The following is a 13367-nucleotide window of genomic DNA, read 5'->3' as shown; positions in this document are numbered from 1 at the left end:
ACGAATGGCAAGTCCAGAACTAATGACCAGCCGGGCCGGGGCAGCGCTTTCAGCGTCATTGCTGGAGACGTCTTCGCCTCGCCTGCCCGGCTCTCTTACGCGCATTGCTCTCATCGGGAACCCCAACTCGGGTAAGTCCTCGCTGTTTAATCAGCTCACGGGGCTTAACCAGAAGGTGGGCAATTTTCCCGGCGTAACCGTAGACCGCAAAACCGGCGTTGCGCAGATCACCTCCGGCATGCGCGCCGAAATCATTGACCTTCCCGGTACCTACTCGCTCTACCCCAAGAGCCTGGACGAAAAGGTCATTACCGACCTGCTCTACGACCGGACCTCGAAGCAGTACCCGGATTTTGTGGTGGTGACGGTGGATGCGTCCAACCTGCGCCGCAACCTGCTGCTGTTTACCCAGCTGGCTGATTTGGGTTTGCCCATTGTGCTGTCATTGAACATGATGGACGTGGCCGCTCAACACGGCATTGCCATTGATGTAGCTGCCCTGCAGGAAGAGCTAGGCGTGCCTGTTATTCCCATGAATGCTCGTAATGGCATTGGGGTAGCGGCCCTCAAAATTGTGATGGCCCAGCAGCTAGCCGCACCCACGGTGCACTTCTACGAGCCCGAGGAAGACCTGCTGCTCATGATCCGGCAGATCCGCTACTACTTCAACCTGCACAACGATTACCTGGCACTGCACTACGCGCACCAGTTCCGGCATATCAGCTTCCTGTCCGCCGACGATAGGAAGTACATCGAGGAACTGATACAGAAGTACGGGTTTGAGCCTACACCGCGCCAAGCGCAGGAAACCATTGCCCGCTACGCCCGCATCAACGACATCCTGCTGAACACGGTATCCGTGACGCGCACGGAAAAGGAGGAGCCCTACAGCAACCGCCTCGATCGGGTACTCACGCACCGTGTGTGGGGCTACCTGATCTTCTTTGGGGTGCTGTTTATGATGTTTCAGGCTGTATTTGCCTGGGCTAGCTACCCCATGGAGCTCATTGACCAGGGCATTGCGCTGATTAACGGGCTTATCCAAACCAACTTCAAAGGGCCGCTCATCAACCTGCTCACGGAAGGTGTGCTGGCCGGCCTGGGCGGGGTGCTGATGTTTGTGCCTCAGATTGCCCTGCTTTTCGCCTTCATTGCCGTGCTGGAGGAAACCGGCTACATGGCCCGCGTCACGTTCATGATGGACCGCATCATGCGCAAGTTCGGGCTGAACGGCAAGAGCGTGGTGCCCCTGATATCCGGCGTGGCCTGCGCTGTACCGGCTATTATGAGTGCGCGCACTATTGAGAACTGGAAAGACCGGATGATTACCATCTTCGTCACGCCGCTCATGTCGTGCTCGGCGCGCATTCCGGTGTACACGGTGCTCATCGGCCTGGTGGTGCCTAACCGGGCCGTGCTAGGTGTATTTAACCTGCAAGGGTTTGTGCTGATGGGGTTGTATCTGCTGGGCTTCTTCGCGGCTATTTTCTCGGCTTTGGGCCTGAAATTTCTGCTGAAGACCAAGGAGCGGAGCTACTTCATTATGGAGTTCCCGGTATACCGCTGGCCGCGCTGGAAAAACGTGGGTATTACCATCGTAGAGAAAGTTAAAACCTTCGTGTTTCAGGCTGGTAAGGTGATTGTGGCCATTTCGGTGCTGCTATGGGTACTGGCCTCATTCGGCCCGGGCCAGTCCTTGGAGCATGCCGAAACGCAGGCCCGGCAGCAAGGGACGGCCCAGGGTCTCACTGCCGAAGAAACTGACATCAACGTGGCCTCCGCCCGCCTGGAAAACTCCTACGCCGGCCTCTTTGGCCGTACCATGGAGCCGGCCATTCGCCCCTTGGGCTTCGACTGGAAAATTGGTATTGCGCTGCTTACCTCTTTTGCCGCCCGGGAGGTGTTCGTAGGTACCATCTCTACTATCTACAGCGTGGGGCAAGATGCCGATATGCGCACGGTGCAGCAAAAGCTGGCCTTGGCCAAGGATACTGATGGGCAGCCGTTTTTCACGCCGGCTCGGGCCGTTTCCCTACTGATTTTCTATGTGTTTGCTATGCAGTGCATGAGCACGCTGGCTACTACGTACCGTGAAACTAAAGGCTGGAAATGGCCCATGATGCAACTGGTGTACATGACGGGGCTGGCTTATTTCTCCTCGCTGCTGGTGTACCAGCTCATGAAATAACGCCTAGCGCTGCCTTCAGACTACATTCCTACCAGAAATACGGCCGGCTGCTTGTGGATATCCGGTAGCCCGGCTTTGCGCCAGCCGGCTACGGTATTGGTACGTACAAACTCATTGGGCGCAGTCAGGTTGGCGGCGATGCAGAGGCGGGTAGTGCCGGTTAGCTGGGTGAGTAAATCCTCCAGCATTTGCATGTTTCGGTAGGGCGTTTCAATAAACAGCTGGGTTTGCTTCTGGGCCAGGGCTACGCGCTCCAGCTGCTTGATAGTGGCACTGCGCCGGCTGCGGTCAATGGGCAAGTAGCCGTGAAACGCAAAGCTTTGTCCATTCATCCCGGAAGCCATTAGGGCTAATAGGAGGGAAGACGGGCCTACCAATGGTACTACTTTGATACCCAACTGGTGCGCTGCCCGGGCCAGTTCCGCGCCGGGGTCCGCAATGCCGGGACAGCCGGCCTCAGAAATCACGCCTGCGTCCTGCCCGGCCATCACCAGCTTCAGCGCCGCCTGAATCTGCGCCTCGGAGCTGTCTTTATCAATCACCGAAATGCGCAGTTCCTCTATTACGTGCTGCGGCGCCACCTGCTTAATAAAGCGCCGGGCCGTACGGGCATTCTCCACCAGAAAATACGACAGCGCCACTACCCGTTCGGCCACCTGGGGCGGCAATACCTGCGTGGCCGTGTCCTCGGCTAAAACAGTGGGAATGAGGTAGAGCGTACCAGGCATGTATTGGTGGGTTGGGGTGGTGACTAAACTACCAGTTGCCATCCTGAGCTTTGCGAAGGACCTGCTCACGTTAACATGAGTCGTTGTTACGCTAGTAGTTCTGCGATGAGCAGGTCCTTCGCAAAGCTCAGGATGACATTATTAATAAGGGAGACAGATTACTGCTCGATAAACGCTTTTACCAGCGCAAACACTTCGTCGGGCTTTTCGGCGTGTACCCAGTGGCCGGCGTCTACTATCGTTTCTACCTGGGAGTTGGGGAACAGCGCCGGAATGCCGTAGAGCTTGTCTTCGGTGGAAATGTAGTTCGACCGGCCACCGCGGATAAACAGGGCATGCTTCAGGAAGGGCTGCGTGCTGCTGATTTCAGCCCCCACGGCCGGCATTTGCGCGGTTAGCACCTCCAGGTTCTGCCGCCAGGCAAACGTGTTGTCCTCGCGGCGGTACAGATTTTTGAGCAGGAACTGGCGTACATCAGGCTGGGGAATGTACTGGGCCAGGGCAGTATCAGCTTCCTGGCGGCTTTGCAGGGTGGCGAGGGGCAGGGAGTTCAGGCCAGTGATGATGTCGTCCTGATGGTTCATGTCCGAAAGGCGCGGCGCAATATCTACTACCACCAACTTGGCGAGCCGGTCGGGGTGGTCCAGGGCGAAACGCATGGCTACTTTGCCGCCCATGCTATGGCCCAGCAGCGTGGTATCGGGGCCCAACTGCAGTTGGTCGAACAAGCCCAGCACGTCCTGGCTCATCAGCTCGTAGCTGTGCTCCGGGGTGTGGGGCGAGCGGCCGTGGTTGCGGAGGTCTACTACGATAACGCGGTGCCCGGCCTCGGCCCAGCGGCGGGCCAGGGTTTGCCAGTTATCCAGGGTGCCAAACAGGCCGTGCAGAATGACCAGCGGCGTGCCCTGGCCCATTTCGCGGTAATGAAGTTGCAGCATAATGGGTACAAAGATGCGAAAGCAGGAAATAGCGTGCCGCCGGAAGGCAGTGCTACCGTCGGGGTACTACGCAAAGCATATCCAGCGGGTGCGCTTCTCCAGATGAGTATTGCGCAGAAATTCTGCCACCGGCTCCAGGTTCAGTAGGAGGGAGGTGAGCGTAATGGGCGGGCCCTGCAGGAAGTGCAGCCGGATAAAATCGTAGTTGCTCCAGAACATACGTTTGGACGCACACGTCACCCGCTCCACGCGCACTATATCCTGGCGGCTGAAAGCCAGGCGGGCACCGTGCTCATATATCTCCAGCACATTCTGCTTAGGGTCGAAAACCAACCTAGTCTGCTGATTCCGTAGATAGTACTGGATATGCAATACCAGCGCCGGCACGGAAAAGCCAAGCACTACCGCCGCCAGGGCCAACAGCAGTACCAGCTCAAAAGTGGAAAGGCTATCCATCAAAAAGAAGGAAGCCAGAAAAGGCAGGCCCACCGCCAGACACAGTAGCGGCCAGAATAACAGGTACAGCTGCCGGGTGAAATTGGGGCCGTATACCCGACTCCGCTTGCTAAACAGGCCCGTAACAAAGCGCAGTGCCAACAGCACTGCCCCCAGCCCGATGCCTATTTCCATAAGCTGGCGCAGAAGAGGAAAAAGCTTCACCCGTTAGCGCACCAAAATCCAGGGCTCCTCGGCCGTGTGAGGACGGAGTGCACCGAAGGCTTCCAGCTGCAACCCGTGGCGGGCAAATACTTCCTGCACGGCCGCGCGGCCTTCCGGCGCTACGCAAACCAAGAGGCCCCCGGACGTTTGCGGGTCGCAGAGCCAGTTGCGCTGCTCGTCGGTGATGGGGCCTACTTTGTGGCCGTAGCTGTCCCAGTTACGCACCGTGCCACCCGGAATAGACTTCTGGGCCCGGTATTCCTCGGCCTCCCGAATCAGGGGTACTTTGCTGAAATCAATTTCCGCCGTCAGGTTGCTGCCTTCACATACTTCGCTCAGGTGGCCCAGCAGGCCGAAACCGGTTACATCCGTCATGGCCGTTACTGCCGAGAGCTTGCCCAGATCTTCCCCAATTTTGTTGAGGTGCATCATGCTTTGAGGAGCAATCTGCTCGTGCTCGGGGCGCAGAATGCCGCGCTTCTGGGCCGTGGTCAGCATGCCCACGCCCAGGGGCTTGGTCAGGAACAACTCGCAGCCGGCGGTGGCGGTGTCGTTGCGCTTCAGGTTTTTGATGTCGAGCATGCCCGTGACGGCCAGTCCGAAGATGGGCTCGGGCGAGTCGATGCTGTGGCCGCCGGCCAGCGGAATGCCGGCCTCCAGGCAAATGCTGCGGCTGCCTTCAATCACGCGGCGGGCTACTTCCGGCGCCAGCTTATCAATGGGCCAGCCCAGCACGGCAATAGCCAGCACGGGGCGGCCGCCCATGGCGTACACATCGGAAATGGCGTTGGCGGAGGCTATGCGCCCAAAATCGTAGGCGTCGTCTACGATGGGCATGAAGAAGTCAGTGGTACTAATCAGTGCCTGCCCGTTGCCGATGTCGTACACGGCCGCATCGTCGCGGGAGCTGTTGCCGACCAGCAGCTTGTCATCGTGGGGCTGGGCAATGCTGGTGTGCAGGATCTGGTCGAGGACTTTGGGCGCGATTTTGCAGCCGCAGCCGGCTCCGTGGCTGTATTGGGTCAGGCGGATAGCGTCGACGGTGGCGGTGGCGTTTTCAGGAGTCATAAGGCAGAAATAGCAAAAAGGGGAGGGGCCAGTAATCAGCTAGATTACGCAACGTCCGTATCGGGCAGGCTCATGGTAGCCGGTAAATTGCTGATGCCTTCGCGGCGGAGGGCAGCCATCACGCGGCCGGCATTTTCCACCGGGTCACAGGTTTCAGAAGGTACCTGAATCAGCTGGGTACCGGTGCGGGCTGCCAGGGCGTAGCGGTACGCTTTGTCGTAATAGGTAAGGGCAATGTCTACCATCTTCTCCATGTCACCGGCATCAATAGCGGCCAGGGCTTCCTGGGTGGCCAGGCCACCCAGACGCTTGCTGATGCGCTGGATAGCGGCTTTCAGCAGTTCCGGGTCAGCTTGACAATATTCCTCCGCCAGCTTGCGGGTGCGCATGGGGCGGGGCACTTCCAATACGATCAGGGGGGTGCGGTGCATTTGCTCGTAGAGAGGCTTGGGCAGATGTACGCTGCCTATCATCAGGCTTTCGTCTTCTACCCAAATCAGGTTATCGAGGGGGGTGCGGGAAAGGGCGCCGGCCAGGTTGTTCTCAAACTGCTCGGGGGTGGGCTGGGCTTCCATGCCAATGCCGCCAAACGACGAGCCTTTGTGATGGGCTAGGGCTTCCAGATCAATAATGGTTTCGCCCCGATGAGCTAGCACGTGCAGCACATCGGTTTTGCCGGAACCCGTGAGGCCGCCCAGCACCAACAATGGTAGGGGCTGAGAAAACTGCTCCAGCACCCAGCGGCGGTAGTCTTTGTAGCCTTTATCGAGCAGATGCACTCGAAAGCCCGCCAGTTCCAGCAGCCACTGCACCGCGCCGCTCCGCATACCGCCGCGCCAGCAATGCAGCCGCACTTCTTTGTTGGGAGCCAGCTTTTGGGCCTGCCTTACCATATTGCTCATGTTTGGGCCAAAAAAATCGAGGCCCTGCAGCACCGCTTTTTCCTGGCTTACCTGCTTGTAGGTAGTGCCTATGCGTGCCCGCTCTTCATTGGAAAACAAAGGCAGATTGAGGGCACCCGGAATATGGCCGTGGGCGTACTCCAGCGGGGCGCGCACGTCCAGAATGGGCGCGTGCGTGGGGCCGGAGAGAAAATCAGTAAGCGGAATACGAGGCATAAGGCAGGGTAGGAGCGGGGCAGACTGCAAGTTACACCAGCTGGCGCCGGTATAGCTGAATGGTGTTTTCCAGTCCCAGATAAAGCGCGTCACAAATCAGCGCGTGCCCAATGCTGACCTCGGCCAGGCCGGGCAGCTCCTGTTTCAGGTAGGCCAGGTTATCCAGGTCTAGGTCGTGTCCGGCGTTCAGGCCCAAACCCAGCTCTTGGGCCATAGTGGCGGCCAAGCGGTAAGGCGCTACGGCAGCTTCGCGGTTGGTATGGTAGCCGGTGGCGTAGGCTTCGGTGTAGAACTCAATCCGGTCGGTGCCGGTGCCCACGGCGGCTTTCACCATGGCTGGGTCGGGGTCGAGGAAGATGCTCACCCGGCAGCCGATAGATTTCAGCTCCTGCACTACGCCCATGAGGTACACCAGATGTTCTACCGTGTTCCAGCCGGCGTTGGAAGTAATGGCATCGGGCGCATCCGGCACTAGGGTTACCTGCTCGGGGCGCACTTCTCGTACCAAGGCGAGAAAGTCCGGCGTGGGGTTGCCTTCTACATTCAGCTCGGTGGTTACTACCCGTTTCAGGTCGCGCACGTCCTGGTAGCGAATGTGGCGCTCATCGGGGCGCGGATGCACCGTGATGCCCTGCGCGCCAAACCGCTCACAGTCACGGGCTACCTGCAGCAAATCGGGACGGTTGTGGCCGCGCGCATTCCGCAGCGTGGCTATTTTATTTATGTTTACGCTTAGTTTCGTCATTCTACAAGGCCAAATCAGGTTCCCGGGCCTCCGGGCTACCCCAAAAGTACGCGGAAATCGTGGGAGCCGTTGATTTTGCCCTTGTCTGCTGCCCGGCTTCTTCCGGGCGTTTTCATCTTCTTATTTTCCCTGACCTATGGCTCTGAAAGAAATCATCGACGCTGATATTAAAAAGGCCATGCTGGCCAAAGACAAAGTACGCCTTACGGCCCTGCGCAGCATCAAATCCCAGATTCTGCTGGCCGAAACGGCAGAAGGCCAGCACGGCACCATTACAGAAGATGCCGAACTGAAGCTACTGAACAAAGCCGCCAAGCAGCGCCGCGAAGCCGCTGAAACCTACCAGAAGCAGTTTCGCTCCGATCTGGAAGAAATTGAGCTGGCCGAGCTGGCTATTATTGAGGAGTACCTGCCCCAGCAGCTTTCCGAGGCTGATCTGGTAGAGCGGCTGGTGGAAATCATTCAGCGCGTAGGCGCTACCGGCCCTTCTGATCTGGGCAAAGTAATGGGCGTAGCCGCCCGCGAGCTTTCCGGCCAGGCCGATGGCAGGATGATTTCGCAGGTAGTAAGCAACCTGCTCAACAACACCAATGTGTAAGTAGTGAAGCCGGAAGTCAGGAGTAGCCAATGCTTTATTTGCTGCTCCTTACTTCTGCTTCCTAGCTCCCTACAACTAATGTCTGGGTTTGATATTCTGCTGCTGATTCCGTTGGGTATTGGTGCCGTGAAGGGCTTCCGCCGCGGCCTAGTGCTGGAGGTAGCCTCGCTGCTGGCCTTCATTTTGGGCGCTATTGGTGGACTAATGCTCCTACATGATGCCATTCCGCTGGTGCGGCATTATGTGGGCGAGGCCTTCGGGTTTCTACCTTTCGTATCGTTCCTGCTGGTGTTTGTGCTGATTGTGTGGGGCGTGCATTTGTTGGGTACCTTCCTCAAAACTGCCGTGCACCTCACGCCACTGGGCGTGCTCGATAATGCCTTAGGTGGTGCGGCCGGCGTGGTAAAATGGGTGCTGGGTCTAAGCCTGCTGCTGCATGGTGTGGGTATGGCCGGCCTGCAGCTGTTGTCGCCGGATATGGTGGCACAGTCCCAGGTATTGCCGCTGGTGCGCCAGGCCACGCCTTTTGCTCTGCAGGTGATGGGTTTTGTGATGCCCTTTGCCGGTACCCTGCTGGAGAAACTGCGGGGCGTATTTTAGGGTTATGCTCCCAGCATATCGGCCTGCATAACTGCTGCCGACTTTATATTAGTGAATCAACCTGCCGCTTCAAACGCAAACCTTCCGTCGCTAGCCTCCCAAGCTGCGCAGGAACCACTGCGTCTGCTGCTGCTCGATAACTTTGACTCCTTCACCTATAACCTGCTGGACTACCTGCAGCAGCTAGGCGCCACCGTGCAAGTACTGCGCAACGATGTGCCGCTGACGGAACTGGCGAAGCATCGGTTTGATGGGTTGGTATTGTCGCCGGGACCGGGAACTCCGGAGTCGGCGGGTATTCTATTAGAAGTAATAGCGGCCTACCATCAGCAGGTACCGATATTGGGCGTTTGCCTGGGGCACCAGGCGCTGGGGCAGTTTTTCGGAGCCGCCCTCACACGGGCAAGCCGCCCCATGCACGGCAAGGTTTCGGATATTGATGTGGAGCTGACCGATCCGCTCTTTGCAGGCCTGCCGGCGCGCATACCAGTTACCCGGTACCATTCGTTGGGCCTGCAGTCGTTACCGGATACCTTGCTGCCTTTGGCGTTTACTGCCGATGCGCATGCCGAAGTAATGGCGCTCCGGCACCGCACGCTGCCGCTGTACGGCGTGCAATTTCATCCTGAAGCCCTGCTCACGACCCATGGGCTGGCGCTGTTACGCAATTGGGTCAAGTGTTGTATCATTGCAAAGACCGGTGCGCACTCCGCACCGGCTCCCTCAACCGATGGAACTTCAAATTAAGGAACATAACGGCTTTCAGTATGTAGACGAGGGAAGCGGCGACGTGCTCCTGTTGCTGCATGGCTTATTTGGGGCCCTCAGCAACTGGGAAGACGTAGTAGAAACCTTCCGCCCGAACTACCGCGTGGTCATTCCGCTGCTGCCAATCTACGATATGCCCCTGCTGAAGGCCGGTGTACCGGGCCTAGTCAACTTTGTGGAAGACTTTGTGGCGGCCGTGCAGCTTCCTGGCCCCTACACCGTGCTGGGAAACTCCCTAGGCGGGCATATTGCTTTGGTGTATACCCTGCATAACGCACAACAGGTAAGCCGCCTGGTGCTCACCGGCAGCAGTGGCCTGTTCGAGGACTCTATGGGTGGCTCTTTCCCCAAGCGCGGCAACTACGCCTTTGTGCAGGAGCGCGTGGCCTATACTTTCTACGACCCCACCGTAGCAACTAAAGAGTTGGTAGATGAAGTATTCAGCATCACCAATTCCAATTCCAAGTGCCTGCGTATCATCAGCATTGCGCGCTCGGCGCAGCGGCACAATCTGGGGAAGGACTTAAGCCGTATATCCGTTCCCACGCTGCTCATCTGGGGGCTGAATGATACGATTACGCCGCCTCAGGTGGCGCATGAGTTTCACCGGCTGCTACCTAATTCTGAGCTGCACTTTCTGGATCATTGCTGCCACGCACCCATGATGGAACGCCCAGACGCTTTTAATGCCCTACTGGCGCAGTTTTTGGAGCGTACTACGCCACAGGTAGTTGCCCGTCGCTAAAACCTGTTGGGTTACTTTCCGGTAGTTTTAGAACAAAGTATTAAGGCTCTCGTTTGTTCTTGGCCTAGCCAGCGCTTACCTTCCATTTTACTGCTTCTAGCCGATGCTCTCGATGATTGCCGAAGACATGATTAATCAAATGATTCCGCCACTGAAGGTGACGGACTCAGCCGGCAAGGCAGCGAAGTGGCTCGATGAGTTTCACGTAGGCCAGCTGCCCGTAGTCGAAAACCGCCGCTACCGGGGCCTGATTACGGAAGCCGATATTCTGGATGTAAACGGGACGGAACAGCTGCTGGCCAGCATTCCATTCGGTTACGCCGATGTGCACGTGCAGCGTGACCAGCATTTCTATAATATCATTGAAATGGCGGTGCAGAACAAAGTGCAGCTTATTCCTGTCCTTGACGACCGGCATGACTATATCGGCGTGGTTTCGGTAAGTGATACGCTGGCAGCCTTCGGCGAAACGCCCGTTGCTATTGGGCTGGGGGGTATTCTGGTGCTGACCATGGATGAGCGCGACTATTCTCTTTCCCAAATCAGCCGCTACGTAGAAGAAAACAATGCCAAAGTATTGAGCGCCCACGTGGCCCGGGACGAAAATGAGCCTTATAAAATCAGACTCACGCTTAAACTGAATACGCCGGACCTGGCCCGTATTGCGGCCACGCTGGAACGTTTTGGCTATACCATCAGCGCTCAGTTCAGCGGCAGCAGCGAACTGGGAGAAGACGAGCAGGATCGGTACGACGCCCTGCTGAAGTACCTGAGCCTGTAAGCGCGGCTACGGGTGCTGGGATTTGTATTTGCTTTACTGATATGGTTACCGTCTGAGAAGACGGTTTGGGTGGCGGACACAGCGCGCAGTACCCCAACGGATAGCCTCGTGCGGGTACATTGCCCCAACTACAGCACCTTGCGGGTAAGCTCCGTTGTCTTTGTAGGGAATGAAGTAACCAAGGAGCGGATTTTAAGAGCTGAGTTGGACTTTCAGGAAGGTGATACGCTGGTCGCCTCTGCCTTGACTAGCCGCCTGGAAACCAACCGTCGCCGCCTGCTCAACCTACAGCTGTTTCACGCAGTTTTAGTACAGACTGTTTGTCGTGATGGAGAAGTTACCATCCTCTTTAGCCTGCAGGAGCGCTGGTATACCTTTCCCATTCCTATTTTCTCCTTGGCTGACCGGAATATCCGGTCCTGGCTTGATAGGCCTGACCGATGGCGGCGCGTAGATTATGGCGTGCACGTGGTGCGCAACAATTTCCGGGGGCGAAACGAGCAGTTGCGCGGCAACTTGCAATTGGGCTTCAACCAGAAATACGAAGTGTTTTTTGAAAACCCTGGCAACAGGCAACGCCCAGGCCTGGCTTTGGGTGCCTCCTTTGCCCGCAGTAGGGCGCTTGATTACCGCACTGAGCACGACCAGCTGCTGACCTATCGGTCAGAAAGTGGCTTCGCCTTTCATCGGACCTACCTATTAGCAGGGCTGCGCTGGCGCAATACCGTGCAACGCCGCACAGCCCTCGATGTGGCGTGGCGCCGGGAACAGATATCTGATTCCATTCAGATAGGAAACCCAGCCTATTTTGCTGGTAGCCAGCAACGCAGCTACGTAGATGTAGCCCTGACTCGCATCATCAACGAGCGCAACAATTTTGCTTACCCGCTTACCGGGCGTTATGCCCAGGTTACTCTCTCACAGCGTCTGTTTCTGACTTCTGCCAGCCCTGGCTATACTACTCTGCACGCCCAATACACACGTTACCTAGCGCTTCCTTACCAATTATACTATAGCGCCGGGCTGGAAGGGCAAACCCGCCTGACCAACCGCCGCCTGGCGTATGCCGATTCACGTGCGCTGGGTTATGCCTCCCTCGTGCGGGGCTATGACCGATATGTGGTGGATGGACAGCATTACCTGTTGCTGCAGCAGGGACTATCCTATCCAATCCTACGCGCCCGCCAGCTCCAACTGGAAGCTACCGAAAATCCGAAGTTCAGTACACTGCCGCTGGCCATATATTTAAATACCTTTGTCGATATGGGTTATGTGGTAGCGCCGGCCTCGCTAGTTTATTCCAGCAACCGGCTGCCCAACCAGTTCCTGCTCGCAGCAGGCATCGGGCTGCACGTGGTTACCTATTATGACCGGGTATTTGCCTTGGAATACGCCCTCAATGCGCTTGGTCAGACCGGGTTATACATTCGCACGGCCTTTCCCATCTGAGCCTCATCCGGTTCTGCAGCATTCTATAGTCTGCCTCTAGATATGAAAATAGCCATTCTGGGTAAACCCTTCGATGACAGTGTGGCACCTGCCATTCAGGCCTTGCTAAATAATTTACTGGCCCGTCAGGCCGAGTTATATATTGTCGAGTCGTTCCGGGTCTATTTAGATACCCGCTTGGAGCTACCGGATACCGTTACCACCTTTCGGCGCGGAGACTCTCTCCGCGGTATGCAGTTTGTGCTCAGCATTGGTGGAGATGGAACCCTGTTGGATACTGTTACCTACGTGGGTAGCCTGCAAATTCCTATTCTGGGCATCCACACCGGCCGGCTCGGCTTCTTGGCAACCATTACCCCCGACCGTATTCCGCAAGCCATTGAAGCGCTGTTCAAAGGTCATTTTGTAGTCGAAGAGCGGAGTTTGATTCGGGTAGATACTGACCCGGAGGTTTTTGGCGAAGTCAATTTCGGCCTGAATGAGTTTTCTATCCTAAAGCGCGACACCTCCTCCATGATTGTGGTGCACACGTATATCGATGGAGAATATCTCAATTCATACTGGGCCGATGGGCTGATTGTATCTACACCCACCGGCTCTACCGGGTATTCATTGAGTTGTGGTGGTCCGGTTATGCTGCCGCAAACCAACAATTTTATCATCTCTCCCGTATGTCCGCACAACCTGAACGTGCGTCCACTCGTTGTATCCGACCGCAGCGTTATTTCATTTGAGATTGAAGGACGAAGCAATAACTTTCTTCTTTCCCTAGATTCCCGCTCGGTTCCTGTGGATGCCACTGTGCAGATTGCCGTACGCCGGGAAACTTTTAATGCCCGTTTGATACGACTGAACCACGTAAATTTTTTAAGCACACTGCGTAGCAAGCTAAATTGGGGGTATGACCGCCGCAATCCTGATGGCAGCTTACTTCCTTAAAATAAGGACTTTTTGAAGCTTTTATTTTTAATATTGCTGGCA

At 56.7% G+C, this 13367-nt stretch carries 14 protein-coding genes; 8 read left to right on the top strand and 6 right to left on the bottom strand.

Translation table 11 applies throughout. The features are described from left to right. The first annotated feature begins 4 nt into the window (after window positions 1-4). Window positions 5-2188, top strand: a complete 2184-nt coding sequence (gene feoB, locus Q4G72_RS15960; RefSeq protein ID WP_303312425.1) for a ferrous iron transport protein B — start codon at window positions 5-7, stop codon at window positions 2186-2188. A 20-nt stretch (window positions 2189-2208) separates the two neighbouring features. Here feoB and Q4G72_RS15955 read toward each other — a convergent pair whose 3' ends face one another. The 6 genes from Q4G72_RS15955 to Q4G72_RS15930 all read right to left on the bottom strand — a co-directional run bounded on the left by Q4G72_RS15955 (window position 2209) and on the right by Q4G72_RS15930 (window position 7445). After that, window positions 2209-2916: an SAM-dependent methyltransferase gene (locus tag Q4G72_RS15955; RefSeq protein ID WP_303312424.1), complete on the bottom strand. Its 708-nt coding sequence runs from the start codon at window positions 2914-2916 to the stop codon at window positions 2209-2211. 158 nt (window positions 2917-3074) lie between these two features. Beyond that, a complete protein-coding gene (locus Q4G72_RS15950) occupies window positions 3075-3854 on the bottom strand; it encodes an alpha/beta fold hydrolase (RefSeq protein WP_303312423.1) in 780 nt (259 codons plus the stop codon). Window positions 3855-3920: 66 nt separating this feature from the next. Beyond that, entirely contained in the window at window positions 3921-4484 is a 564-nt protein-coding gene (locus Q4G72_RS15945; RefSeq protein ID WP_303312422.1) for a PH domain-containing protein, read from the bottom strand. Window positions 4485-4517: 33 nt separating this feature from the next. Then, a complete protein-coding gene (gene selD / locus Q4G72_RS15940) occupies window positions 4518-5582 on the bottom strand; it encodes a selenide, water dikinase SelD (protein WP_303312421.1) in 1065 nt (354 codons plus the stop codon). A 44-nt stretch (window positions 5583-5626) separates the two neighbouring features. Next, window positions 5627-6700, bottom strand: coding sequence for a tRNA 2-selenouridine(34) synthase MnmH (mnmH, locus tag Q4G72_RS15935; protein WP_303312420.1), 1074 nt, complete (start codon window positions 6698-6700; stop codon window positions 5627-5629). Between the two features lie 31 nt (window positions 6701-6731). After that, window positions 6732-7445: a pyridoxine 5'-phosphate synthase gene (locus Q4G72_RS15930; RefSeq protein ID WP_303312419.1), complete on the bottom strand. Its 714-nt coding sequence runs from the start codon at window positions 7443-7445 to the stop codon at window positions 6732-6734. Between the two features lie 136 nt (window positions 7446-7581). On the opposite strand from Q4G72_RS15930, the gene Q4G72_RS15925 reads away from it, so the two are divergent. The 7 genes from Q4G72_RS15925 (at window position 7582) to Q4G72_RS15895 (ending at window position 13325) form a co-directional block, all read left to right on the top strand. Continuing rightward, window positions 7582-8043: a GatB/YqeY domain-containing protein gene (locus Q4G72_RS15925; protein WP_303312418.1), complete on the top strand. Its 462-nt coding sequence runs from the start codon at window positions 7582-7584 to the stop codon at window positions 8041-8043. 78 nt (window positions 8044-8121) lie between these two features. After that, a complete protein-coding gene (locus Q4G72_RS15920; protein ID WP_303312417.1) occupies window positions 8122-8643 on the top strand; it encodes a CvpA family protein in 522 nt (173 codons plus the stop codon). 51 nt (window positions 8644-8694) lie between these two features. Further along, window positions 8695-9390: an anthranilate synthase component II gene (locus tag Q4G72_RS15915; RefSeq protein ID WP_368409013.1), complete on the top strand. Its 696-nt coding sequence runs from the start codon at window positions 8695-8697 to the stop codon at window positions 9388-9390. Continuing rightward, the gene (locus tag Q4G72_RS15910; protein WP_303312416.1) at window positions 9374-10156 is read left to right on the top strand and encodes an alpha/beta fold hydrolase; all 783 of its coding nucleotides are present in this window, start codon (window positions 9374-9376) and stop codon (window positions 10154-10156) included. Before Q4G72_RS15915 ends, Q4G72_RS15910 begins: the two co-directional genes overlap by 17 nt. A 103-nt stretch (window positions 10157-10259) precedes the next feature. Further along, window positions 10260-10937, top strand: a complete 678-nt coding sequence (locus tag Q4G72_RS15905) for a CBS domain-containing protein (RefSeq protein WP_303312415.1) — start codon at window positions 10260-10262, stop codon at window positions 10935-10937. Between the two features lie 108 nt (window positions 10938-11045). Beyond that, the gene (locus Q4G72_RS15900) at window positions 11046-12386 is read left to right on the top strand and encodes a POTRA domain-containing protein (protein WP_303312414.1); all 1341 of its coding nucleotides are present in this window, start codon (window positions 11046-11048) and stop codon (window positions 12384-12386) included. Window positions 12387-12428: 42 nt separating this feature from the next. Then, on the top strand, window positions 12429-13325 hold the full coding sequence (locus Q4G72_RS15895; RefSeq protein WP_303312413.1) for an NAD kinase: 897 nt from the start codon (window positions 12429-12431) through the stop codon (window positions 13323-13325). Window positions 13326-13367 lie beyond the last annotated feature (42 nt).

Origin of the sequence: Hymenobacter sp. BT730 (genome assembly GCF_030542105.1) — a bacterium.
GTDB lineage: Bacteria > Bacteroidota > Bacteroidia > Cytophagales > Hymenobacteraceae > Hymenobacter.
The sequence above is the reverse complement of the archived record's forward strand: the minus strand, read 5'-3'. Positions and strand labels throughout refer to the sequence as shown.